The 25,535-nt window shown below is 40.4% G+C and carries 27 protein-coding genes; 19 read left to right on the top strand and 8 right to left on the bottom strand.

Features of this window, described 5'->3' with window-relative positions; all coding sequences use genetic code 11:
- Window positions 1-28: 28 nt before the first annotated feature.
- From QNI08_RS08400 to QNI08_RS08380, 5 genes are all read right to left on the bottom strand, one after another.
- On the bottom strand, window positions 29-703 hold the full coding sequence (locus QNI08_RS08400) for a hypothetical protein (protein WP_285766966.1): 675 nt from the start codon (window positions 701-703) through the stop codon (window positions 29-31).
- A gap of 240 nt (window positions 704-943) precedes the next feature.
- Window positions 944-1,237 carry a putative quinol monooxygenase gene (locus QNI08_RS08395; RefSeq protein WP_285766965.1) on the bottom strand — a complete coding sequence of 98 codons (294 nt, stop codon included), beginning with the start codon at window positions 1,235-1,237 and terminating at the stop codon, window positions 944-946.
- A gap of 49 nt (window positions 1,238-1,286) precedes the next feature.
- A complete protein-coding gene (locus QNI08_RS08390) occupies window positions 1,287-1,925 on the bottom strand; it encodes a nitroreductase family protein (protein WP_285766964.1) in 639 nt (212 codons plus the stop codon).
- A 51-nt stretch (window positions 1,926-1,976) separates the two neighbouring features.
- Window positions 1,977-2,363: a MarR family winged helix-turn-helix transcriptional regulator gene (locus tag QNI08_RS08385; protein WP_285767136.1), complete on the bottom strand. Its 387-nt coding sequence runs from the start codon at window positions 2,361-2,363 to the stop codon at window positions 1,977-1,979.
- Window positions 2,364-2,609: 246 nt separating this feature from the next.
- A complete protein-coding gene (locus QNI08_RS08380; RefSeq protein WP_285766963.1) occupies window positions 2,610-4,346 on the bottom strand; it encodes a methyl-accepting chemotaxis protein in 1,737 nt (578 codons plus the stop codon).
- 458 nt (window positions 4,347-4,804) lie between these two features.
- Here QNI08_RS08380 and QNI08_RS08375 point away from each other — a divergent pair, with 458 nt between their 5' ends.
- From QNI08_RS08375 to QNI08_RS08315, 13 genes are all read left to right on the top strand, one after another.
- Entirely contained in the window at window positions 4,805-5,704 is a 900-nt protein-coding gene (locus QNI08_RS08375; RefSeq protein ID WP_285766962.1) for an ABC transporter ATP-binding protein, read from the top strand.
- Complete coding sequence (locus QNI08_RS08370) at window positions 5,697-6,947, top strand: ABC transporter permease (RefSeq protein WP_285766961.1); 1,251 nt, start codon at window positions 5,697-5,699, stop codon at window positions 6,945-6,947. Before QNI08_RS08375 ends, QNI08_RS08370 begins: the two co-directional genes overlap by 8 nt.
- 47 nt (window positions 6,948-6,994) lie before the next feature.
- The gene (locus QNI08_RS08365; protein ID WP_285766960.1) at window positions 6,995-7,300 is read left to right on the top strand and encodes a hypothetical protein; all 306 of its coding nucleotides are present in this window, start codon (window positions 6,995-6,997) and stop codon (window positions 7,298-7,300) included.
- Window positions 7,301-7,765: 465 nt separating this feature from the next.
- Window positions 7,766-8,458: a hypothetical protein gene (locus QNI08_RS08360; protein ID WP_285766959.1), complete on the top strand. Its 693-nt coding sequence runs from the start codon at window positions 7,766-7,768 to the stop codon at window positions 8,456-8,458.
- 181 nt (window positions 8,459-8,639) lie between these two features.
- On the top strand, window positions 8,640-8,957 hold the full coding sequence (locus tag QNI08_RS08355; protein ID WP_285766958.1) for a putative quinol monooxygenase: 318 nt from the start codon (window positions 8,640-8,642) through the stop codon (window positions 8,955-8,957).
- A 506-nt stretch (window positions 8,958-9,463) separates the two neighbouring features.
- A complete protein-coding gene (locus QNI08_RS08350; RefSeq protein ID WP_285766957.1) occupies window positions 9,464-10,861 on the top strand; it encodes a DUF1565 domain-containing protein in 1,398 nt (465 codons plus the stop codon).
- A gap of 214 nt (window positions 10,862-11,075) precedes the next feature.
- Complete coding sequence (locus QNI08_RS08345; RefSeq protein ID WP_285766956.1) at window positions 11,076-11,753, top strand: YhgE/Pip domain-containing protein; 678 nt, start codon at window positions 11,076-11,078, stop codon at window positions 11,751-11,753.
- A 251-nt stretch (window positions 11,754-12,004) separates the two neighbouring features.
- Window positions 12,005-12,325: a YhgE/Pip domain-containing protein gene (locus QNI08_RS08340; RefSeq protein WP_285766955.1), complete on the top strand. Its 321-nt coding sequence runs from the start codon at window positions 12,005-12,007 to the stop codon at window positions 12,323-12,325.
- Window positions 12,326-12,854: 529 nt separating this feature from the next.
- The gene (locus tag QNI08_RS08335; RefSeq protein WP_285766954.1) at window positions 12,855-14,255 is read left to right on the top strand and encodes an MFS transporter; all 1,401 of its coding nucleotides are present in this window, start codon (window positions 12,855-12,857) and stop codon (window positions 14,253-14,255) included.
- A gap of 181 nt (window positions 14,256-14,436) precedes the next feature.
- Window positions 14,437-14,715 carry a hypothetical protein gene (locus QNI08_RS08330; protein WP_285766953.1) on the top strand — a complete coding sequence of 93 codons (279 nt, stop codon included), beginning with the start codon at window positions 14,437-14,439 and terminating at the stop codon, window positions 14,713-14,715.
- Window positions 14,716-14,841: 126 nt separating this feature from the next.
- The gene (ppsA, locus tag QNI08_RS08325; protein ID WP_285766952.1) at window positions 14,842-17,442 is read left to right on the top strand and encodes a phosphoenolpyruvate synthase; all 2,601 of its coding nucleotides are present in this window, start codon (window positions 14,842-14,844) and stop codon (window positions 17,440-17,442) included.
- Window positions 17,443-17,704: 262 nt separating this feature from the next.
- Window positions 17,705-18,091 carry a MerR family transcriptional regulator gene (locus QNI08_RS08320; protein WP_285766951.1) on the top strand — a complete coding sequence of 129 codons (387 nt, stop codon included), beginning with the start codon at window positions 17,705-17,707 and terminating at the stop codon, window positions 18,089-18,091.
- Window positions 18,092-18,157: 66 nt separating this feature from the next.
- Entirely contained in the window at window positions 18,158-19,006 is an 849-nt protein-coding gene (locus tag QNI08_RS08315) for an oxidoreductase (RefSeq protein ID WP_285766950.1), read from the top strand.
- 141 nt (window positions 19,007-19,147) lie between these two features.
- On the opposite strand, the gene QNI08_RS08310 is transcribed toward QNI08_RS08315, so the two are convergent.
- Complete coding sequence (locus tag QNI08_RS08310; protein WP_285766949.1) at window positions 19,148-19,642, bottom strand: hypothetical protein; 495 nt, start codon at window positions 19,640-19,642, stop codon at window positions 19,148-19,150.
- A gap of 173 nt (window positions 19,643-19,815) precedes the next feature.
- Here QNI08_RS08310 and QNI08_RS08305 point away from each other — a divergent pair, with 173 nt between their 5' ends.
- From QNI08_RS08305 to QNI08_RS08285, 5 genes are all read left to right on the top strand, one after another.
- Window positions 19,816-20,094 carry an ArsR/SmtB family transcription factor gene (locus tag QNI08_RS08305; protein ID WP_285767135.1) on the top strand — a complete coding sequence of 93 codons (279 nt, stop codon included), beginning with the start codon at window positions 19,816-19,818 and terminating at the stop codon, window positions 20,092-20,094.
- Between the two features lie 76 nt (window positions 20,095-20,170).
- Window positions 20,171-20,554, top strand: coding sequence for a VOC family protein (locus tag QNI08_RS08300; protein WP_285766948.1), 384 nt, complete (start codon window positions 20,171-20,173; stop codon window positions 20,552-20,554).
- 113 nt (window positions 20,555-20,667) lie between these two features.
- Window positions 20,668-21,153, top strand: a complete 486-nt coding sequence (locus QNI08_RS08295; RefSeq protein ID WP_285766947.1) for a MarR family transcriptional regulator — start codon at window positions 20,668-20,670, stop codon at window positions 21,151-21,153.
- A gap of 137 nt (window positions 21,154-21,290) precedes the next feature.
- The gene (locus tag QNI08_RS08290; protein WP_285766946.1) at window positions 21,291-22,523 is read left to right on the top strand and encodes an MFS transporter; all 1,233 of its coding nucleotides are present in this window, start codon (window positions 21,291-21,293) and stop codon (window positions 22,521-22,523) included.
- Window positions 22,524-22,760: 237 nt separating this feature from the next.
- Complete coding sequence (locus QNI08_RS08285; protein WP_285766945.1) at window positions 22,761-23,312, top strand: sugar O-acetyltransferase; 552 nt, start codon at window positions 22,761-22,763, stop codon at window positions 23,310-23,312.
- Between the two features lie 173 nt (window positions 23,313-23,485).
- Here QNI08_RS08285 and QNI08_RS08280 read toward each other — a convergent pair whose 3' ends face one another.
- Both QNI08_RS08280 and QNI08_RS08275 read right to left on the bottom strand, forming a co-directional pair.
- On the bottom strand, window positions 23,486-23,794 hold the full coding sequence (locus QNI08_RS08280; protein ID WP_285766944.1) for a monooxygenase: 309 nt from the start codon (window positions 23,792-23,794) through the stop codon (window positions 23,486-23,488).
- A 16-nt stretch (window positions 23,795-23,810) separates the two neighbouring features.
- Entirely contained in the window at window positions 23,811-24,734 is a 924-nt protein-coding gene (locus tag QNI08_RS08275; protein ID WP_285766943.1) for a DsbA family protein, read from the bottom strand.
- Window positions 24,735-24,961: 227 nt separating this feature from the next.
- Between QNI08_RS08275 and QNI08_RS08270 the strand changes: the two genes are divergently transcribed.
- Window positions 24,962-25,531 carry a TetR/AcrR family transcriptional regulator gene (locus QNI08_RS08270; RefSeq protein ID WP_285766942.1) on the top strand — a complete coding sequence of 190 codons (570 nt, stop codon included), beginning with the start codon at window positions 24,962-24,964 and terminating at the stop codon, window positions 25,529-25,531.
- Window positions 25,532-25,535: the final 4 nt, after the last annotated feature.

Here is a 25,535-nt window from a genome sequence, read left to right as displayed (position 1 = left end):
ATAGGCTTCTTTTTCGGTATGTTCTTTGTTAGCCTCGCCACAATGGCTTTTGCGTATGTGGAGACAATTTATAGTGTGTAAGCCACAATAAGCATATAAAGATCATTTCAAATGCGTTCGTGATTGCCGAACTCTTAATCGGGATCGGGATGGCACTGCCGCCAATCATGATCACAACCCCTGAAAGCATCCAAATCCAACGTGTCCTCAGGAAAACGTTGATGCTTATCACCAATAATACAAGGGTTACAATAAGCACCATGAGAGGTGGGCCTGATGATCCCTCACTCACGTATCTTAAAACGCCGTACTCTTGGACAGGTACAAAATTCTTATGTATATTTTCCATACATTCATATACGACCAGTCCTGACGTAAGGAATAGGAAAAAAAAGAATACGCCGATTTTTTTTGTAAAAGGAATATCGATTTTTTTGGCCACTCCCCAACCGAACAGTATCAATGTAGGTGTGATGAAGCCGTGTATCCAGAAACGAGATATATTCAACCTCTCAAGTAAAGGTCCGTCGCCAATGGATTTCCCGGATGCAATTACAATATTATCCCAAAAGAGTGCGAGCGTAACGAAAAGGAGGGAGCTTGTAAGGGAAAAAAGTTTTCCATGCCGTCTAATGATCAAAATGCCCATGAGAAAAAGGATCATGTAGACGAGTGAATATAAATAATACAGAATAGTATCCAAATATATATCCCCCTTTATTGTTTTAGGTTCATTACATGCATTATAACGGAATCCACTTACAGGAAAAAGGAATATACTCTGTCTTAAAAATCACCAACAAGAATTAATATAATCACGATACTGCTTAAGGAAGGGCGGGAAGTTCGCAATCCATAAAAAAAGACTGATGTTTCAGCGTGTGCTAATTCATCAGCCTTTGCATTAACGATTGCAGTTAGGACAGGCAGTTCATTCTTTTAATTATGTCAAAGGTTGGCCATCAAAAGCTTTAACATCCAAAGGAGCAGTGAGGAATTCTTTAGCTTTCCCGACAAATGAAGTGAAGTGCTCACTTGAATTATGGCTAGCAACAGCTTGCTTATCTTCCCAAACCTCAACCATCGTAAATTGATTGTCGTTTTCCGTGTCTTTGTGAAGGTTATAAGAAACATTTCCAATTTCCGCTCTTGACGCTTCGATAAGCGGTTGAATGTCTGCTAGAAATGCATCTTGTTTAGCTGGGTTAATATTGAATACGGCATGAATGATAATCATGTAAGGTCATCCTCTCTTTTGTTAAGCATCATGTGAAAAATTATTTTCATTACTTCCATTGAGCGACTTTATCGATTGGAAGGCGAACGGAGGCATGTCCGCCGTCTGCAGCTTTTCCGATTGAGATAAGCATCACTGGTACATAGCGGTCTTTATCCATTCCAAAGGCTTCGGCAATTTTATCTTTTTCATAGCCGCCAATCGGATTCGTATCGTATCCAAAGGCTCTTGCAGCTAGCATTAGCTGCATGGAAACAAGACCTCCATCTACCAATACGACATCTTTCATTTCTTCAGTCGTTGTTCTTTCGTAATATCCAGCAAACGAGGCCAAAATATTTTCTTTTACTTCCATTGGCATATGGCCCATTTCAACCGCTTTACCGTAGATTTCCTCGGCGTTTTCGAAATTGTTCAGATCACCGAAAACAGCGATCACAGCTGAAGATGTTTCCACCTGGGTTTGATTAAAACGAGCAAGCGGCGCCAGTGTCGCTTTCGCTTCAGGGCTGTCGATTACGAGGAAGCGCCACGGTTGCATATTAACGGAAGAAGGGGCCAGTGTAGCAAATGTTAGGATTTCCTCCATCTCAGCTCGGCTTATTTTGACGGCTGTATCATATTTTTTTATCGAGCGGCGGCCCGTAAGTATTTCCTTGAAGTCATTCGTAATTTGTGCAGTAGTCATCGTTGAGTATCTCCTTTTATTTATATTGAATTATCCATAAGGGAGCAGGATTTAAACTTCGCTTATGTTTTTTTGAATCCTTATGAGCATATCGGTTAGCTCTTTACGTTCTGCTTCATTGAAATCCTTTAGCATTAACGTAACGAAACGAGCCTTTTCAGCCTGGTAGGCAATGATTTGTTCACGGCCGGGAACTGAAAGGGAAACGAGCGTGAAGCGATTGTCCTCCGGATCTTTACGTCTAATGATCATCCCAGCCGCTTCAAGCTGCTTTAAATGCCGGGTAACCGCAGCACCGTCAATTTTGACCTCTTTTTGAAGAGCTGTTTGACTCATTTCATCCACTTGGTAAAGCTGAAATAAAATATCATGTCTTGATTGGCTGATACCCATGCAACTTTCGAACTTCGAGCTTATCTGTTTATTAAGGCAGTTCATCTTATATAAAATAAGCGATTCATTGGAACATGAAGAATTCGTCAATAAACATCCTCTTTTCTTAATTGATAGGTCAATGATTGATGCATCAATTAATATACTATAGCGAAAAAAATAAATCAAGTATATGTGCTGTTACTATTTTTGCCTATGACTGTATCCTCTTATGTATGACTGGAAGAAGTAATAAAAAAGGGATTCTGCATCAAAAGCAAAATCCCTGTAGGTACTTGTTGTTTCGATATTTTACGCGTTAAACTGTTCAACTGATTTTTCCAGGCCATTAGCGAGCTTTACCATGGAAGTGGTTGAGGAGGAGATATCCTCCATGGACTGTGCTTGCTGATCGGTGGAATGTGCCACTTGCTGTGATGCCTCAGCCGTTTCCCTTGTCAAAGCAGCAAAATCTTCAATTGAAGCATTGATTTCCTGAGAACCTGCAGCCATTTGCTCTGTGATGGCGGAAATTTCCTGAATTTGATCACTGACATGCTCATATGATTTTATCGTTTCATTAAACGTTTCCCTTGTGTTCAGGACAACCTTGGTTCCTTCTTCAACCTCTTTCGTACCCGTTTCCATCATGGCCACTGATTTATTGATGATCGCTTTGAAATTCAGCAGCGATTCTTGGATACTGATCGCAGATTCCTTGGTGCCCACTGCTAATTTTCGTACCTCATTCGAAACAACGGCAAACCCTTTACCCTGTTCACCAGCTCGAGCACTTTCAATGGCTGCATTCAGTGCCAGCAAGTTTGTTTGCTCGGCTATCCCCGTAATCATATGGACGATATTCACGATCTCGTTTGCTTGTTCGTCCAGTTTCTTTATTTCTGAACTTGCCTGCAGCATCACATCTTTAACTTGTAGGATTTGCTGGGAGAGTTGATTTAGATCATTATTTCCATTGGACATTTGAACGGAAACCTGATTTGTTTGTTCGCTTACTTCCGACGATGCTTCGGCAATTTTTTGGATTCCTATGGTCATTTCCTCTATGACCCTTGATGATTCTTCACTTCTGTGCAATTGCACTTCTGTAGCTCCGGCAACTTGTTGAATTCCTTTCACGATATATTGCGTGGACGTGTCCATATCTTTAATTTTGTGTTCAATATCACTTGATGCTTCCAAAAGCTGCAGGGAAGAGCTTTTCATCGAGTTGACCATCGCTATCGTTTTGTTGGTCATTTCTGCGAATGCTTTCACTAAAACGTTGATTTCGTCGTTCCCTTTAACCTTCGTATCGCTAATCAGTTCATTGGCTGCGATCAAATCCCCGTTGGCGATTTGCTTTGCGGCCATGCTGACTTCATGAAGGGGCTTTAACTTTCTCGTCAAATACCATATTAAAGCACCCACTACGATTGCGATCAGGATGACATTGATAATGATCGTTAGCGGAAGAATGCCGCCTAGAACCTTGCTCGCTGTAGAATCGACTTTGCTTGCATCAATATCCACTCCTAATATACCAATGACCTCATTACCGTTTTTAATTGGAACGAAAACGGATAAATAGTCGCCATATTCGGGATCATGGACAATGGAAGTGGTCGAAGCCTTTCCCTTCATTACGCCTTTTACATCGGAATAAGTAGTTGCTGTTGTAGTCGTTAAGATGGGAGCTGCTTTATCATCGTCCTTACTCATTCCATCGATGAGAATATGGACTTTTTCGCTTTTGTCGTCAATCCCTAATGTATATACATATAACGCTCCGGTCTTTTGTTTATAATCATTTAACTGTTCACGTACTTCCCAATATGTTGGCGTTTCGGATTGATCGTTTAGAAACTCCGCATAAGCTGTTTGATTTATGCCTTGAGCGATGGTGCTTGCTGTGTCCAGGCTGCTCATGGCTATCGTTTTCTCGACCGTATCATTTGTACTCTTATACATTAAAAGTAAACTTCCGATTAATGTAATGACCATGCCTGCCAAAAGAACGAAACCTATTTTCGTACTAAGTTTATTCATCTTTGTTACTCCTTCTCGAAGTGATAAGTTGTCCATGTATATATCGGAAACAAGGAAGGGGATTTAAAGAGAGCATAGGCAAAACAAATACATTTTTCCTAAGCATTAACTTGGATTTAAAAGTGACCAGAAGTTTAGCTTCAGTTTTTCCCTTTGTCATCATTTTGCTCAGCTAGGACAACAGGGAATGAAATTATCTATGAGGCAACAGTGCATTACAACTTTCATGAAATCAAACATGTTAAGCTTGATGATCAGCGAACCAAGTGGTTCTACATGGTTTTAAAAAATTGTTATTGCGGGCTCTATGTTCCGGGAATCTAACGAGACATTGTTTGCATGACTTCGCATATAATCGAAGGGGGGAAACAGAAATGATCTATCTTTTGGCAAGAGTTGAACTTGGAAAACATTTCCGTTAACATGGTAAGAGAGTCAAATAAAAAGGAGGTTGTCCATTGAGTCTGCAAATCAATGAAGTTACGAAAAAATTCGGGGAGTTCACGGCTGTAAACCAGCTAGATTTAACGATTCCCGAGAAGGAAATGTTTGGTTTTCTGGGCGGGAACGGAGCTGGGAAAACGACCACATTCCGGATGATACTAGGCTTGCTTGACCCCACTGAAGGGGAAGTGACCTGGGATGGCAGGAAAATTGACTACACTACAAGCTCTTTGATCGGTTATCTGCCTGAGGAGCGCGGCTTATATCCAAAACTGAAAGTGCGCGATCAAATCGTGTATTTGGCTAGATTAAGAGGGATGAACAAACGGGATGCATTGAAAGAATTGGAGTATTGGCTAGATCGCTTCATGGTTCCCGAATACATCGATAAGCGGGTCGAAGAGCTTTCGAAGGGAAATCAGCAAAAAATCCAGCTGATTGCATCCATGATCCATAAGCCCGAGCTGCTTATCCTTGATGAACCTTTTAGCGGATTGGATCCGGTGAATGTGGAAATATTGAAGAAGGCAGTCATTGACCTGAGGGATAATGGAACGACGATCGTTTTCTCAAGCCATCGGATGGAGCATGTGGAAGAGATGTGTGAGCATCTTTGCATCATGCATAAAGGGACACCGGTCGTTGCCGGAAAATTAAAGGATATCAAACGTTCTTTTGGTAAAAAGAATGTATCAATCAAGGCCGATTTCGATCTATCTTTCTTGGATACATATGCTGGTGTAACAAAAGTCAAAAATACCATGGAAGGGAAAATTCTACAGGTTACCGGGGAAGATGTAGCTGAGAACATGATTCGTGATCTTGTTCCAAAAGGGTTCGTTCGAAAGTTCGAATTGGAGGAACCATCGCTGACGGATATTTTCATTGAAAAAGTAGGTGCAGTCTATGAATAAATTTTGGATTGTTCTTTCCCATACATATCTATCGAAATTAAAAACGAAATCATTCATCATTTCCACCATTATCATGATGGCCTTAATTCTTGTCCTGTCGAATATGTCGAAGCTTATTGATGCTTTCGATGGTGATGACAAACAAAAGGTGGCCATCATCGATCAGACGGAAGGCGGCTTTTTCGAGCCTTATAAAAATGCCGCGAAAGGCGTGAACGAAGACCTTTCGATCGTTTCCGCCAAGAGCGAAGCAGAAGCGCGGAAGCTGGTAAGCTCAGATCAAATCGCAGGCTATCTTCTAATCGAAAAGGATGATCGTCTCGGCTTCAAGGGTACATATAAAGCGAAGCAAATTTCAGATTCAGCCATCAGCAATGATTTGCTTCTTGCACTTACCCAATTGAAAAGCCAAATCACGGCGAATGAATTGAAATTGACAGATCAGCAAATCGCCCAATTGAATACCCCGCCAGACTTTGAGACGATCGCGCTGCAGAAAAATGCAAAAACCGAAGAAGACCTAAATCAAGCTCGCGGTCTTGTTTATGTGCTTCTGTTCGTCATTTATTTCGGTGTACTGATGTATGCAACGATGATAGCGATGGAGGTGGCCACGGAAAAAACATCAAGGGTCATGGAAATCCTGATTTCAAGTGTCCCGCCAGTGACGCAGATGTTTGCCAAAATCATGGGAGTCGCTTTGCTTAGCCTTACGCAAATGGTTCTGTTTTTTGGTGTCGGTTATTTATCAATTAAACAAAACCTGACAAACATGGATGAAGGATTCTTTTCCTTCTTTGGTTTTGGCAACATGAATATCTCGACAATCATTTATGCCATCATCTTTGCCTTGCTTGGCTACCTTCTATACGCAACTCTCGCCGCATGTCTTGGATCGGTCGTCAGCAAAATAGAAGATGTCCAGCAAATGATCTCACCGATGACCATGTTGGTTGTCATTGCCTTTTTGATTGCAATGTTCGGGCTCGGCAATCCGTCAGCCAGTTACATTACCATTACATCATTCATTCCATTTTTCACCCCGATGATCATGTTCCTGCGTGTAGGCATGCTCAATGTACCAGTTTGGGAAATCGCGCTCAGCATAGCCGTGATGATCACCACCATCGTTCTGCTAGGCATCCTGGGTGCAAAAATTTATCGTGGAGGTGTCTTGATGTACGGAAGCTCAAAATCATTGAAGAGCATCAAGAATGCCCTGCAATTATCAAAGAAAAAATGAACGGCAAGCCTCGAGTTTCAACAACCATGATTGGGAGTGAAAACGATTTGAGCAACCTGATACCATTGACGATTGCAACAGAAGCCTTCCTTTTGTTATCCTTCATCATCATGTATGTATCAATCGGAAAGTCCAAAAGGAATATCCTCCTGGTAATCTTACTCATCATCGGAGGCGGACCGCTTCTCTATTTTGTCATAGACGATTTGTATAGCAATTACGCGGATGCCAATATCGGATTGGGCCTTGCTTTCATGTTCACTTGGGTATATAGCGTCGTAGCGTTCATCGTTGCAATCCTTCTGCTTTTGGTAAAAAAGAAAAGTGATCATGATAGCTCGCACGAAACGTGATCAACGTTTATGGGAATGAACTGAAACTAAAATGCAGGGGCTTCAAGAATCACATAGCCCCTGCATTTTTTAATTCCAGACACCGTTCATAAACTCACATCAGTAAAATTTTAACATATTCCAGATTTTTTTTCGGGCGGTATTGGCTTCGATTTTTTAAAAAATGCCTCCGACCATGATGTTGTATTTGTATGGAGAGCCCGAGGTATGGCGGTGATCCTCCCGCCTTCCAAATAGGGAACGTCCTTTAATAAATCGATTATCATAAATGACGAACGGATAGTATTTACATCTGCAACAAGAGAGTAATGCTTTATAATCGGCGTTCACCTTGTACACGCCATAGAAAAAAAATGGACCATCTCAAATTCGATCGAGTTGGTCTACAGATTGAAAGCTTGGATAATTCCAAGCTTTTTTTATTTATCTTTATAGAGGGGAGGATGGGGGGCCAAAGGGGCAGGAGTGTTCAACAAAACCATGGGTGAATTTGGTAGAATGTATGAGGATGAAGAAAAATCGATACAAAATGACGGGAGGGATCTTTTGAAAACTAACCATTCCATTTTATGCTTTATATTGATTTCAACCTTGCTGATCTTTACTGGCTGCACTAATAATGGTAACAAAGACAGCATAGCTACAATTTCAGTTAATTCCGATTCCGAGCATACGAATACTTTTAAAAAATTAAATATAGGGGAACTGTATGATTTTGATTTCAAATTAAATGAAGCAGATAAGATGTGGGTAAATGTGTGGATGGAACGTTACAAAGATGGGAAGAAGGAGCCTCAACCGATAGCTGAACTATCCTATGGAAACAGCCCCAACAAAGTGGAGGAAGGAAATGTAGGCTTTGGAATGATTAACACTGGTGATACTCGTTTAGGTTTTCTTTACGCACCCAATGTCACCTCAACACCACAAAATATAGACAAAATCCATTCTGATCATGTTATTTCTGGATGGGATTATGCTGTAGGGGAAGATAAAAAGGAAATAAAATTAGGCGAAACCTATTTATTGGGTGCTTACAGAGAATCCAATGGAAACTCGATGAGGACATACAATTTGCAGGATGATAATGAAGTGAAGAAGATGATATGTGATGATAAAATTGTCTTTTTGCTTAAAATGAAAATTGAGGAGAAATAAAACAGTTACATATACTTATGAAGGGAAGTCGTATTGAATCGAAAGGGTGCACGTTTCTCTGATACCGATAGAGAAGCAGGCTAGCGGATGAAACGTATATTGACGTAGATTATGGAAATAGTAGGATAATCATGTGTGGCTGTAGAAATAATGAACAGATGACATATATATGGAGGACACTATGATTAAATTCAGTTTGTTTGGCAAGTTCAGTGTACAAGAGGGCAAACGCGACACAATGGTAGATATCTTGTTGGAAGCAGCAGAATCCATGGAGAATGTATATGAGTGCGAGATATATCTTGTGAATATTTCTGAAACCGAACCAAATACTGTTTATGTTTATGAGGTGTGGAGTAATGAAACTGCCCATCAAGCTTCTTTGGCGCTTGAAGCAACACAAATCTTAATAAAGCGTGCAAAGCCAATCATTACTGGAATGGAGAGAATCAGCACCTTAAAGACAAGGGGAGGGAAGGGCCTTTCACACGAGGCTTGATTTACGATTCGAGAGGACGATCTCGTTAATTAATGAACGGGGTGCAGGAAACGAGAATAAATCTTTACCATTCATTCTAGTTACCAGATACAGCAAAATCATGTATTTCATTGGGAGAGCAAAATTGTGGATATCATACTTTCCATTTTTTATAGCTCTGTTGCGTGGTCATTATATTTTTATTGTTCAAAAATCCATTAGTATGGGGATTGACCAATCAAAAGAAGTTAAGGCTTTAAGGTCTGGACTAAACAAAATTAAAAAACTGCTTAAGATTTAACCGGAAGATAAACATGAAAAGGAAACGCCCCATATAATTTGGCGCGTTTTTTTGTTTCCGTTTAGGTGCAACAAGACGTTAATGAAACGTACAAGTATATGTCCAATGGATTACGTTGCTGGTCGTTCGCTTGAAGGAATCTTTCCTAAATGATAAAAAGATTGCCAATTCGCTAATTTCGAGTCAATATTATGTAAGTATGAATTGATGGATGAGGAATGATCAAATGAAAAAAATGATGTTAATTGTCTTGGCTGCAGCTGTTATTCTGATGGGATTGGTCTTAAATCATACGATTGCCAAGAAGGATAAGGCCATCTATGTTGCTGTCAATGGAGATGATCAAAGTGCTGGCACAAAATCAAAGCCATTTCGCACATTAAAAAAGGCCGCTTCTGAAGCGGAAGCAGGTACGACTGTCTACATACGAGAAGGCACTTACAATGAAAAGCTGGTCGTAAGATATAGCGGAACGAAGCGAAAGCCAATCATTTTTAAAGCTTACAAAAAGGAGAAAGCAATCCTTAGCGGGAAAAACATGAAGGATGGTGAAGGCGATACATCCTTAATCACGATTAACAACAAAAATTATCTTACCATAAGTGGGTTGATGATACAGGATTTAACGACCGATTTATCGGATGAAACAGTCATGGGGATTTATGTAACAGGATCCAGCAGTCATATTACATTGGATCATAACCATGTGCACAGGATAAAAACACTAGCGGGTGATGGAAATGGTCATGGGATCGCCATATACGGAACAGGTAAAATGAAGGATATGAATATCTTGAACAATACGGTGGAGGAATTAAAGCTTGGTTCCAGTGAATCTATTGTTCTTAATGGAAATATTGACGGCTTTATGGTGGAAAACAATTTGGTCCGCAGGAATGACAATATCGGTATTGATTTGATTGGCTATGAAGGGACTTCCAATGATAAAAATGCTGACTTTGTACGTAATGGGGTTGTGAAAAATAACCGGGTTTATGAAATATCCTCTTTTGGCAATCCAGCTTATGGCGAAGAGTATTCCGCCGCAGGAATTTATGTGGATGGCGGAAAAAATATAACCATTGAAAAAAATACCGTATATCAAAGCGACATCGGTATAGAAGCAACATCAGAGCATCCTAAAAAATATGCTGAAAATATTAACCTGACAAACAATATTATTTATGGTAACTTTTTCACGGGAATATCAATTGGTGGGTATGATGAAAAGCGGGGCGGGACTAAAAATTCCCTTATTTCCCAAAACATCATGTATCGCAATGATACAAAGGGGATCGATGGCGGCCAGCTTTTATTGCAGCATAATATAAGGAACAACGTGATAGAAAAAAACATTTTGACGGCCGGACCATCCCGGATATTCATTGCTAACTATTTTTCCACAAATAAAGAAAATGAACTAATGAAGAATGTCTTTCATAAAGAAAAAGGAAAAAATGCGATATGGGTCTGGAAGGAAGAAGAATATACCTCTTTTTTGAATTTCAAAAAAGCCTCAAAAAGTGACAGGAAATCTAGTTATTTAAATCCAGAGTATCAAGATCCAAACCAAGCTGATTTTAGACTAAGAACGGATTCACCTGCAAAAACGATAGTGGACTGACTTTCGCAAGTTAAACCAAACATAGAAAAAGGCGGCCAATTTGGTTGCCTTTTTTTGTTGCAATAGTAGATTCTGGATGCCGTTTTATATTGGGGAAAATCATTAACTGGATTGTTATAAATAGCAAAAAACGATTTGCCCCTTATCATAAATGCATTCATTATCGGACATAGCTAAATAGGGGCAGCTATTCCTGTGTGAGGTGAAGAGAATTGTGAAACAATTATTCAAGCTAAGATCGGCTTGGTTTCCAGTATGGCTAATTACATTACTCATGTTAATTATGATAAGTGTTTACTTGCCTGTCTTTAGCGGTGTAAATAAAATTGCTCCAAATGTTCCCTTGATTATTGTGAACGAAGACCAGGGTACTGTTGGAGACTCTTTATTATCAAAACTTAAAGAAAAGCAAAATGGAAACGCCCTTAGATGGAATACCGCCGATAGTGAGAAAAAGGCATGGGAGCAATTAAAAAACAATCAGGCGCATGGTGCCCTGATCATTCCTGCAAATTTTTCAAAACAAATTTCCGAGGTGCAAAATTCACTTCAAACAGGTAAAGAAAAGGAAAAACCAGCTGCATTAAAAATTTTATTAAATGAGGGGGTTGGCCAATCTTCATCCATGATGGCAAACAGTGTCCTGCAACTGGCTGCGGCTACCACTACCAAGGTGGTCAGCGATGATATTAAATTAAGGCTGAAGCAAGATGGGCAGTTATTGTCCCCAGACAATGCATCCCTGATGGATGATCCTATACAAATTACGACGGAAAATGTACTTGGACTTCCGGATCATCTGAATAAAGGAATGACGCCATTCGTTATGGTCATCATCGCTTCCATAACGGGAATGATGGGAGCCAATATGATCCGTGGATATCTAAGTTGAAAGCAAAAGACGATCTTGAAAATAAAGGTACATCTTTGAGTTATACAACAATCCTTAAAGCAGAAATGATTTGTAGCATCATTTTGGCCTTTGGTGTTTCCTCTGTCTCTCAAATAGGTGTTTTTGGCTTCTTTGGGAGTTCACATACGTCCAGCATTTGGTTGATTTACCCGTTTTCCTTTTTTTGCTGCCTAACCATGATTTCCTTGTTCAAATCGCTTTCCTTAATCTTTGGTGGATGGGGGATGCTAGTGATGTTCCCAATAAATATCATGGGCATTTTTTCAAGCGGCGGACCGATTCCTTTATCAACCCTGCCACTTGTCCATCGAATATTCAGTTATATCCTGCCTACGAAATATATGGTAGATGGCATGAGGGCGCTGCTTTATTATAATGGCAGGTTGCAAGCCGGACTCGGTACAGCCTTATGGGCCATATCCGTATACTTTATTATCACACTGGCTATTATCATTGCGTTCATTATATATTCATCAAAGAGAGACAATGGCAATGAGGAAGAAGGAAAAGTGCAAGTACCAGTGGATAATGAAATTCATGCTAAAGATTAGTCCAGAAAAACCTCCCGAACCTGTAAAGAATACGGTTTGGTTACATCACTTCTACATAATTCATGTGCTTTTTACGGGTTCCATTGCAACCTACTCTCTTCATTGCTTGCCTCCGATATACTTAATATATTCCCTTCATACCTGTATTTTTGAACTGCCAGCTCTTCTTTAAAGTTTGAAAACTGTCTGAAATATTGCGGAAATAAAAGTTGAGACAAAGTAACATGCGCTTAAAAATGGGGACGGTAACTAAACAGATAGATTCTCAAAATACAATTGCATCTGCGTCCCCACCGATGATTTCCTCGGTTGAATCACCAACATCGAGCAGGGGGACCTACCACCCTAAGGCAGGGCCGTAAGCAAAAAAATGAATACATTATTTGTTTTAGCAGCAAAATATTTAATATCCAAAAGCTTCCCTGATTTTTTGGTGAAGTTGGGGAGACTGCCCGATATCTGCTATGTGCTCTAGTTTGTCCCCATTTCGTTCTTGCCTAATCGCATCCCGTGGAGGTGACATGAATAAATGAAGTTTAACAAGAAAAAAATCAATGTTGTCAATATTCAAACGGCGAAGAAAAGTGTGTTTGCTACAGGTGTGGGAAACGCCATGGAATGGTTTGATTTTGGTTTATATTCCTATTTGGCTGTTATCATTAGTGAAAATTTTTTTAGTGCTGTCAAAAATGATGAGTTAAAGTTAGTGTTCACCTTTGCAACCTTTGCAATTGCCTTTTTAATGCGCCCGATAGGCGGCATTATTTTTGGTAAAATCGGTGATAAATTAGGAAGGAAAGTCGTTTTGACGACCACGATCATTTTGATGGCTTTTTCAACTTTATTGATCGGGCTTTTACCTACATATGATCAAATTGGCATATGGGCACCTATTCTTTTATTGATAGCTAGAATTATTCAAGGCTTTTCAACTGGCGGGGAATACGCTGGTGCAATGGTTTATATTGCTGAATCATCTCCAGACAACAAACGTATTATGCTTGGTAGTGGGTTGGAAATTGGTACACTCACTGGATATATATTGGCTTCACTGCTTGCCAGTGCACTCTTTATCGTTCTATCTGATCAACAGATGGCCTCATGGGGATGGAGAATTCCGTTTCTGCTAGGCTTGCCTCTAGGGCTTGTTGGGTTGTACTTAAGAAAAAGTCTGGAAGAATCACCGATTTTCGAAAATGAGCTTTCTGGTGATGAAGTCCAAGAGGAAGGCTTCCTATCCATTCTGAAAAATCACAAAAGAGATATTCTTGTATGCTTTGTAGCAGTTGCCTTCTTTAATATTACAAGCTATATGCTATTATCATACATGCCTTCTTATTTAGATACGATCATAGGATTATCCAGTACCGTAGGAACTGTACTCATAACGGTTATTATGGTAATCATGGTGCCGCTAACTTTAATGTTCGGAAAGCTCAGTGACAATATAGGAAACAAGACGGTTTTATTGATCGGCTTAGGCGGCTTGACACTCTTATCTGCACTTGCTTTTTATTTAATAAATTTGAATGCTTTGATCTTTATTTCGTTAGGTATCCTGATTCTGGGTGTGCTGCTTTCAACCTATGAAGGCACAATCCCTGGCTCGCTGCCGACCATGTTTTATACGGACATTCGGTATCGGACATTATCAGTGACCTTTAATGTCTCTGTTTCAATTTTTGGCGGGACTACCCCATTGGTTTGCACCTGGCTCGTTCATCAAACAGGGAATAATCTGGCACCTGGCTTTTATTTAACCGCCGTCAGTATCATCGGATTTTTAGTGATTTTATTCCTGTTCAAAAGCACTTCAGGCAAATCCCTGAAAGGATCTTACCCAACAGTCGCATCTAAATCCGATTTTCAGGAAGCTGTTGAAAATCCGAAAGATTCACTATGGTGGCAAACGGAAGAAAGAGAAAAATAAAGATAAGTGAATAGCATCCAGTCAATGGATTCACTTCCCGAAAGAAAGACCTCGAGCACATGTGGGTCTGTCTTTCGGTCTTTTGTTTTACTTATCAAGGTGATTTCGATCAATTAAATTGTCACCTTGGAACGATATTTACATGTCAGTCTTGAATGTATTAAAGAAGTAATGCGATATCATGGTTAAAGGTGAATTTGAGAGTGCGTTTGGAATGTGTTCGGGACAAAACTTGGAAGAGGTATTAACATTTCAAGTGAAGGAACGGCAAAGCACCATTTTCCTTTCTGTGGCCGTATCACTGTCAAAAGTTCATTTCAAGGCAGACGGGGATAATGAATTTATGATTAAGAGCACCATTAAGGTAAAGGTTGGGTTGGGAGGTGGACTGTTTACTGTGCGTGCCTTTAGGAAGGCAGCTGAGGCACAAACTTTTTGGGGGTGCCAATGTTTACAGTGAAATGAATTCTACCCTTCCTAATATAATTATATCATATGGAAAATGGCAGAAATAGACTATTTATTCTCATTTGCTACTGCTAAAATACAGTAGAACTTTGATGAGATTGGTGAGGAGAGGTGCAGAATGGATTCTTTGGTAATCGGTTTTCAGGAAATGGAAAAACCACAGCTTTTGCTCGTTGGCGGAAAGGGGTTTACATTAGGGGAATTATCCAAAATTAACGGAATTCAAGTGCCCGACGGTTTTTGTGTTACAACAAAGGGATATCAAAAGGCCATCGAACAAAACGAGAGGCTTCAAGCACTATTGGATCAATTAGCACCGCTGAATGCAGAAAATCGAGGGCAAATTGGTGAAATCAGCAGGAAGATCCGGCAAACCATTTCGGAAATAGCCATTCCTTCCGATGTTGTGAAAGCAGTTGCTCATTATCTCTCCAAGTATGGCGATGAACATGCTTATGCAGTGCGTTCTAGTGGGACTGCTGAGGATTTGCCATATGCCTCTTTTGCCGGTCAACAAGATACCTATTTAAATATCATCGGCAAAGAACAAATTCTGAAGCATATCAGCAAATGCTGGGCTTCCCTATTTACGGATCGTGCCATTATCTATCGCAAGCAAAGCGGGTTTTGCCATACACAGGTTTACATATCCGTTATCATCCAAAGGATGGTGTTCCCACAGGCTTCAGGGATTTTGTTTACCGCTGACCCGATCACGTCTAACCGAAAGCTGCTATCGATTAATGCCAGTTTTGGACTTGGGGAAGCACTCGTTTCGGGTTTGGTCTCCGCCGATTGTTATAAAGTAAAGGAAGAAAAAATAGTCGATAAGCTGATAGCAGCCAAAAGAATGGCAATCCATGGATTGAAAGGAGGCGGAACAGAGGTACGTGAAATTGTCCCTGATCAGCAAAAGAACCAGACACTAAATGATCAACAAATATTACAACTGGCAGGCATCGGCAGACAGATCGAAACGTATTTTGACTGTCCGCAAGATATTGAATGGTGTTTGGTTGATGAAACATTTTATATTGTTCAGAGTCGGTCAATCACGACATTATATCCGATCCCTGAAGCGACTGATTCAGACAATCACGTATACGTATCTGTCGGACATCAACAAATGATGACTGACCCGATGAAACCATTGGGCTTGTCTTTTTTTCTGTTAACGACTCCTGCGCCGATGCGTCAAGCAGGTGGAAGGCTGTTTGTTGATGTAACACCTCGACTGGCTTCACCAGTCAGCAGGAATATGTTATTGAGTGCTATGGGGCAGCATGATCCACTCATGAAAGACGCACTAATGAACGTCATTGGCCGTGGAGATTATATAAAAACTTTACCTAATGATGATAATGCACCGCTTCCCACTAGAGGTGATACAGATAAGCTGGCAGAAACCGAAAACGATCCAACAGTCGTTACTGATTTGATTGGGCGGAATCAAAAATCGATTAAAGAGTTAAAATTATACATCCGAGCGAAAACAGGAATAGCTTTATTAGACTTCATACAGCAAGATATTCAGGAATTAAAGAAGATTTTATTTGACCCCAAAAGTTCAGCTGTATTTATGGCGGCTATGAATGCTTCAGCGTGGATCAATGAAAACATGGACAAGTGGTTAGGTGAAAAGAACGCGGCAGATACGCTTTCTCAATCTGTACCAAACAATATCACATCGGAAATGGGATTGGCACTATTGGATGTCGCAGATGTCATTCGTCCTTATCCAGAGGTGATCGATTATTTAGAGGATGTTAAAGATGAAAACTTTTTGGATGAACTTGTTAAATTGAATGGCGGTCAGGAAACCAAAAATGCTATCCAAGCTTTTCTCAGTAAATTCGGAATGCGGTGCAATGGGGAAATTGATATTACCAAAGCTCGTTGGAGCGAAAAACCAACTATACTTGTTCCAATGATTCTTAGCAATATTAAAAACTTTGAGCCCGGTGCTAGTAATCGGAAGGTTGAGCAAGGGCGAAAGGAAGCCTGGAAAAAAGAACAAGAGCTATTGGACCGATTGAAGCGCTTGCCGGAAGGTGAACAAAAAGCGGAAGAAACAAAACGAATGATCGACCTGGTCCGGAATTTCAGCGGGTATAGGGAATATCCTAAATACGGCATGGTTAATCGCTATTTCGTCTATAAGCAGGCTTTACTGAAAGAAGCAGAACAACTTGTGCATGCGGGCATATTTCTCGAAAAGGAAGATTTGTACTATCTCACTTTTGAAGAACTTCACGAAGTTATCCGTACAAATAAACTGGATTATCAGATCATCAGCGAACGAAGGGATGAGTATAAGTTATATGAAAAATTAACCCCGCCACGTGTTATCACGTCTGATGGCGAAATCATTACAGGGGAGTATAAACGAGAAAATCTCCCAGCCAATGCTATCGTAGGGCTTCCAGTTTCTTCAGGAGTGGTAGAGGGGCGAGCTCGTGTTATCTTGAGCATGGAAGATGCCGATTTAGAAGCTGGAGACATTTTAATCACGGCTTTTACCGACCCTGGCTGGACCACATTGTTTGTATCCATAAAAGGACTGGTCACCGAGGTTGGCGGACTGATGACCCATGGAGCAGTTATCGCACGTGAATATGGCTTACCAGCAGTGGTCGGAGTCGAGAATGCCACCAAACTGATAAAAGACGGACAACGAATCCGCGTGCATGGGACAGATGGATATATCGAAATATTGTAAAGGCCCATATATCCTCTACATGATCATGAAGTGCCGATTTGTAAGTAAAATGGCCAACCCAAACTTATAGCTGCAACAGAGGATTTTCTCCTTTAGGCTTTTTCCATCTATCTAAACGGTCCCTAATTGAATGGTGCGTCAATACAAAATAATTAAGTAAAAGGTAAACATATGGTAATACGATGGATGTCAGGAGCGCTTGACTCAAAATAGGGTATAATTATATTAAAGTTTACTTTAACTAGTAAGGAGGTTTTAAATCATGTATACAATCAATGAAGTAGTGAAAATTACCGGAGTGCCCGCCTCTACCCTTCGTTATTATGAACAAGAGGGGATCCTGCCTAAAGTGAATAGGAACACTAGCGGCAGAAGAGAGTTTGATGATAACTTGCTTGAATGGATTGAATTCGTTAAGGCATTAAAAGATACAGGGATGACGATTGAAGATATAAAAGCGTATACGAACCTTGTTTTACAAGGCGATGATACCGTCGATGCGAGAAGGGTGTTTCTTTCCGAACATAAACATAAAGTGGAAAAGTCACTTGCATTGACTCAACACCACTTGGAGAAGGTCATTCGTAAAATAGCTATCTATGATGTTTTGATGCATAAGAAAAAATCTTCTGCAAATACATTCATTTAAAGGTTTGACTTAAAGTTTCCTTTAAGTTGTATAGTGGTCTTATCCAATCTTAAAGGAGTGATTAACTTGTCTCAACAACAACAGAAAGTGTGGTTTATTACAGGATGCTCTACAGGTTTTGGCAGGCAAATTGCCAAACAGGCAATCGATGCCGGCTATAAGGTAGTCGTGACAGGGCGGAAAGTCGAACAGGTGCTTGATATCGCATCAGGCAACGAAGGAAACGTATTGGCTTTACCATTGGATGTAACCGATGTAGATCAAATTGGTCGTGCCGTCAATCAGGCTATCGGGACATTTGGACGCATTGATGTTTTGATTAATAATGCCGGAATAGGATATTTCAGTTCAGTGGAAGAGAGCGTTGAGGAAGAGACACGGAGAATGTTCGAAATCAATTTTTGGGGTCTTATGCATGTGACCAATGCTGTTTTACCTTATATGAGAAACCAAAAGTCTGGACACATCATTAACTTCTCGTCCATAGGAGGCTTGGTCTCTTTCCCGACACTCGGTTATTATCATGCAACGAAATATGCGGTAGAAGGAATTTCAGAGAGCTTGTCCAATGAATTAATTCCATTTAATATTCATGTTACTTTAATAGAACCAAGTGGCTTCCGGACCGACTGGGGCGGACGTTCCTCGCTGAAGACAGATACTCAAATTCCCGAAATGAAGGACTCGATTGTTGGACAAATGTTACAAGGGATTCAGATGAACGGAGGGCAAGAGCCTGGTGATCCAGCTAAAGCTGCAAAGGCAGTTGTTAGTGTTGTTGAAGCTCCAAAGCCTCCGCTGCGCCTACTTCTTGGCAAGGATGCTTATCAAGCAGCTACTCACAAGTTGTCCAATATGCTCAAAAGTATCGAAGAATGGAAAGAAACAACGGTCCATGCCGATTTCCCAGAATAATGAAACGATATCATAATCATTTATGAAGACATGAAGGCAGCCCGGCCATTCGTTCGGCTGCCCTTTTATTTGTGCTGTCCATGTTAAAATGATTCCTAAAAGATTGATGGTTTAATTTTGACATTAACTGATCAAGTCCTGTTATTCAGTAAATGTAAAAGTTTCTTTTAAAGGTCTGCCTTCACTGCCCTTTTGGGTCCAAACGATCACCACTTCCAATTCCGATGCTTTTTCAGCCAAGAGGAAATTACTGAATTTATAAGGATATCCCTCATTCAATTGCTTTGCTAAAGTAATCGCCCTTTCAAAGCTCTCTTTATTGCAATCCTTTTCATCAGGACAACCGAAAAGTGCAAATTTCGTGGTAGAGTTAGGTTCATTCCTGAACATATAAATTTCCGCAGATAATATATCCTTGCCAATATTATCAACCTCTAAAGAGTAAGTATGGAATCTTCCCTTTTCTGGCCTAACTAATCCGTTCCCTTTTTCAGCTTTGCCTACTTGAACCGACCATTGTTTTGAAGTTTGTTTGGTTGGCAATTCATTGAACGTTAAAGCCTTTGCCTCTGGGTCTAGTGCGATGATGTACAATAGAAAACAGGTACATAAAGCAAATATCGTTTTCTTGACCATGACTACCTCCTAATTTTAAATTTCCGTTATTTTTCCCAAACAAGCCTGAAATATGTTTGGAACGTACAGCTGCTTTATTTTTTGTACAAAGAGGGACTTGAATAACAAAAGAATTATTCAATATCACGCCCGGATGTTTGACAGGCAACCACATAGTTGCTTATACTCGATATATGAATTGGAATGACGATGCTATATTCAAAGCACTTAGCGACCCAACCCGGCGCCTCATCTTAGACGAGCTTTCCGAACGAAATGAGCAGACGTTGTATGAACTTACGGTACGGCTCATTACGAATCACACCCTTTCCATTACGCGGCAGGGCATTGCCAAGCATCTTTCTGTATTGGAGGACGCAGGGCTCATAAGTTCAAGAAAGCAGGGTAAATACCGAGTAATCATATTTAACAGCGAACCACTTAGAAACTTGCTGAAAAGATGGATGGAGTAATTCAGGTTTTGTTATGTGTATCATAGAAATTTTTGTAGTGCACCGAGGTAGTCAGAGTAGAGGGAGGAAAAACATAATGAAAATCATTGTGACCAGTATATTTGTACAAGATCAAGACAATGCACTGGAGTTTTATACGGAAAAGCTGGGATTTGTAAAAAAACATGACGTTCCGATGGGGAAATTCAGATGGATTACGCTTGTTTCGCCGGAGGATCATGACGGCACCGAGATTTTACTTGAACCGAATGAGCATCCTGCCGCTAAGGAATATCAAAAGCAAATATTTGCCGAGGGTATTCCAGCAACAATGTTTGGTGTGACGGATATTGTTGCAGAGTACAAGCGTTTATCGGAAAGTGGCGTGAAGTTCACGATGGAGCCGACAAAAATGGGAGAAACAACGATAGCGGTCTTTGACGACACGTGCGGCAACCTTATTCAGATATTGCAACAGTAACTTCAAATATGGCCCTACCCTATATTCAAGAACATGCATCCATCTCTTTTGTTGAAATGGAAACAAAAGCTTACTATAATATGGTGAGTGCACCACATGTGGGAGGACAGGCCATGAATAAAGAGGAACAAGTCATGCTGGGTTTCAGGGATTTATATAACAAGATGGTTTGGCTTAATAAGGATAAGATGGAAGAAAGTCTGAGGGGCTTTAAGCCTTCGGAAGTACATTGCATCGAATGCATTGAAAAGAATATCGATCCCAACGTGACAAAACTTGCAGATTCCTTATATATGACCCGAGGTGCCTTAAGTAGATTAACTAAGAAGCTCCTAAAAAAAGGACTTATTGATAGCTACCAGAAGTCGGATAACAAGAAAGAAATCTATTTTAGGCTCACCGAGCAAGGGAAAAAAATTTTTCATATCCATGAGGATTTGCACAAAGAGTTTCGAGAGCGGGATAAAGCGGTATTTGAGCAGGTAACCGAGGAACAATTCGATAGTATGCTTCGGTTCGTGGAAACGTATAACAAGCATTTGGATGCGGAAATAAAGAAACAGGATATGGACATATTGAGTCGCAATGAAAATATATAATGAATATGAAACCACGGGCAGCCCACCTCTTTGGAGAAAGGCTGCCTTTTTTGAATGCAATTTTTGTTGACGAGGAAACAAAAATGCTTTATTGTTTTGTTGACAAGGAAACAAAAAACTTTCGAGGAGAAATTCACATGCCAAAATTTAGACTACCCACACTTAATACAGAACAAACCATGGATAAACACGCTTTGATATTTGGTCTTGTTTCTGTGTTTCTATGCGGAGTGGGATTCACGATCATAATGCCTGTCGTTCCATTTTTAGTGCAGCCTTATACAAGCAATCCCGGTGAACAAGCTATAGTCGTAACACTGCTGACTTCCGTTTATGCAGTTTGCGTGTTTTTTGCGGCCCCTGTACTTGGAGTTTTGAGCGATAAATATGGCCGCCGTCCCTTGCTCTTGGTTTGCCTATTGGGTTCTGCGATTGGGTATCTTGTTTTTGGGATAGGAGGAGCTTTGTGGGTACTATTTGCCGGGCGCATAATAGAAGGTATAACAGGCGGGAGCATAAGCACGATTTTCGCCTATTTTGCAGATATCATTCCTCCAGAACAGAGAACCAAATACTTTGGATGGGTAAGTGCCGTGGTTGGTGTCGGGACTGTCATCGGCCCGACTCTAGGTGGATTGCTTGCCAAGTTTGGTAATTCCGTACCGCTGTATTTTGGTGCAATCATCACATTATTGAATGTTGGTTATGGAGCCTTATATATGCCCGAGAGCCTGGATCGGAATAATAGACTGAAAGAGATCACCCTGGCGAGACTGAATCCAGTTATACAGCTTGCGGACGTACTTTCCATGAAAAACTTAAAAAGACTGCTTGTCTCAGCGTTCTTACTTTGGATCCCAAACGGATCTTTGCAGGCCGTCTTTTCACAGTTCACCATGGATACTTTCAACTGGAAGCCTGCACTGATTGGCCTGATGTTCTCAATTATGGGTCTCCAAGATATCATTTCCCAAGGCTTCATAATGCCAAAGCTATTGTTGAAACTTCATGATCAGCAAATAGCAATCCTAGGAATGGCCTCGGAGATCATAGGCTACAGTCTTATTGCACTATCTGCTTTGTTTTCATTTTATCCATCATTCATTGTTGGAATGTTTATATTTGGCTTCGGTGATTCGGTCTTCGGACCTTCCTTCAATGGAATGCTTTCAAAGTCAGTCGATCCCAGTGAACAAGGAAGGATTCAAGGAGCCAGCCAATCTATTCAGGCTTTAGCAAGAATGATCGGGCCTATCATTGGTGGTCAACTTTACGTTTCGCTAGGTCATGCAGCACCTGCTTGTATGGGGATGATCCTGATAGCGGCGGCAATGGCGGTTTTGTATAAGGGCACGCAGGTAAACGTGTAGAGGAGGAGCATTCATTTTTGCCAACACATTGATTTTAGGACACTGAGGCATTATGGATGATGCTGCCGAAAATGGCCCGGACCTCAATTTTCTCCTCTCATTTGCGGTTCGTGGCACGATAGTACAAAAACGGATTTTTATATGGTATAGTAACACAGAGACTTATTAAACATCTTTAATAAGTTCGGGTTAGCTACTTATATCAATGGAATGCGAATCGATGGGGAGTGATTATTCATGAAAACTGAAAAAGAGAAAATGTTGGCAGGCGAATTATATACGGCAATGGATGAAGAGCTTGGTAAGGAGCATAAAAAAGCCCAGGAACTGCTTGCGGTATTCAATGTATCTTTAGTGGAAGACAAAAGTGTTGTATTAAAAAAATTGTTTGGTAAAACCGGAGAGAATTTTTGTGTAAAACCTACTTTCCGTTGTGATTACGGATACAACATTTATGTCGGGGAGAATTTTTTTGCCAATTACGAATGCATCATCTTGGATGTGTGTAAAGTAACCATCGGAGAAAATTGTATGATCGGACCTAGAGTATCCATTTACACGGCAACCCACCCATTAGATGCAAAAACAAGAATAACAGGTTTGGAATACGGCAAGCCAGTAACCATCGGTAATAATGTTTGGATTGGCGGAAATGCAGTAATAAACCCAGGAGTAACGATAGGGGATAATGTTGTCATTGCTTCAGGCGCAGTCGTAACGAAGGATGTTCCAGACAACGTTGTAGTCGGTGGCAATCCTGCAAAAATCCTTAAACGAATAGAAGGGTGATGTAAGAAAGTTTTAAATAACGGAATTATTCCCGGATAAAACCTCCAGTAAAGCAGGCTGTATATACTCCGGGTGTCAGCTGCACATCCAGGCCAAAAAGTTAAATTGGTTTGGTGCTGTCAGATGGCAGGGTGGTGAGGATAGATTCCGGGTAAAAAGGGAGCAGCAATGAGCTACTCCCGTTTCAGTCCATTCGTGATATCAGTAAGCTGGGCATTGATGGCAAAGATTTTTGCATGGACTTTTGAAACTCCGAAGTTTGCTAACCTTTTAGAATGCATGTCCAAATAATTTTCAGCTGTTTCTTTTGTTTCAAAAATGTAAATTCCACCGGCTTCACTTGTTTCAGGGTTTTCTGTCCATATTTTTGATAATAGACCCTTTTCTTCAATGATACTTTCGGCAAGATCAGAATATGCTTCAGCCATTTCATCCCCAAATGGCCCATTCATTTTAAAATTCATTTGTAATAAGTATGGCATTGATAAACTCCTTTGCTTATTTAGTCGTTGTAAAATAAAGTTCACCTAGAATTTCCTTCACTTCAAAACGATCGCATGAAAGCTCTTTTTCTACAAAAGAGTGAACATCCGCTTGCTTAACATCGTACATTACTTCAATTTCTTTGGAAAATAGAAGTTTTTCTTTTTCAAGCAAGCTAGAAAAGGAGGGGCTTGGCTTTGCTTGAAGCTCTTTCTGGTTTAGAACTTGTTTTAATCCATCAACATAGGATTCAAACGGCCGGCTGCCGATGATTTTCACACCTTTATTTTCTTCATTTGTCATGATGATGGTAGGGAAACCTCTGACACCTAAGCTTCTTGCCAGACCAAAATCTTCATTCAATAATTGCTGGCCGTTTGGTTTTTCAGCTTCCTTCACGATCGCTTCCCCATCAAGACCAAGGTCGTTTACGATTTCAATCATGACGGATGTATCTGAAATATTCCGATTGAATGCGAAGAGAGCTTCTCTGGCACGTCGCAAATATTGATAGGAAATTGCTTCATGATGTTTTTTTTGGATCACTTTAAATACACGAGAGGGCGGGTAGGATGAATGAATTGGGTTGTCGATCATTAAAGCCCCGTCAATTGGCATTCTTGACTTTTCGCCAACTTCCCTCCAGTGACCGGCCACGTCGGCTGGTTTATAAATACCGTTTGCAGGATCGATCGGTCCTTCATGCCACTTTTCCAGCAAACCGCCCATTACCGTATGAAAGGTGAAATAATCTCCATATAGCTTGATAAAACGACGAAGGATAGGTTCGATTGCCCAACAATGAGAACAAATCGGATCGGTTACATAGTAAAGATTGATCGATTTTTTCTGTTGATCAAAATCAATAACCTCCCATTCCTCATCACCTGCCACTCCACACACACCAGTATTTAAGTCACAACTCAGATTATTATTCAATGCATTTTTCCCCATTTCCATTTCATTTCATCAACCTTTAGAGGTGAAGCACTGCTGCTAAAGCATTTGGCGGTGATCAACTAAAAGTGACAGCATTTATCTTTTTGTATCTTGCTTTACAATTGAATAGTAAGTCATAATGAATAACATCAATACCAATAGTTGATAGGATTTGTTGTTTATACAACACATGTAAGAAATTGTTGCAAAAAAAGGGGTGACAACAAATGGCTCATGCAAAGACTGACCCTCGAGTTCAGCGTACGCGTAAATTGATCATGGATTCCTTCATTGAACTTTCAGGTAAAAAGGAATTCAAGGATATAACGGTTAAGGATATTACAACAGAGGCCATGATTAATCGCGCGACATTCTATTATCATTTTCAAGATATATATGACTTATTGGAAAGGGTATTATCCGAGGTATTCTTGATTAACTTGAATAGTGATATCTTCGAGAAAAACGAGCTGAATGGGGAAGCGGTAACAAGTATCTTCATAGCCATAACGAACTTTCAAAAATCTTTGTCCAATCGCTGCCATAGGGGGTACGGAGAGATCATTGCCCGTATCATCAGGGAACAGCTTGAAATCATTTTTTACAAGATGCTGTTGAATCGACATTCAACTGACGGAAATCAAACACTAATGGTTACTGCCAGTATGTTAAGCTGGGGAATCTACGGGGCATCTGTAGAATGGAACAGGAATGGTAAGGAGGTACCTCCAGCGGAATTCATCAAATTGATCATACCGACCATATTGTATGGCATTGAATTGCAACCTGGAAAATAATAAG

Origin of the sequence: Peribacillus folii (assembly GCF_030271255.1) — a bacterium.
Lineage (GTDB): Bacteria > Bacillota > Bacilli > Bacillales > DSM-1321 > Peribacillus.
This window is presented reverse-complemented; position numbering and strand designations above follow the sequence as displayed.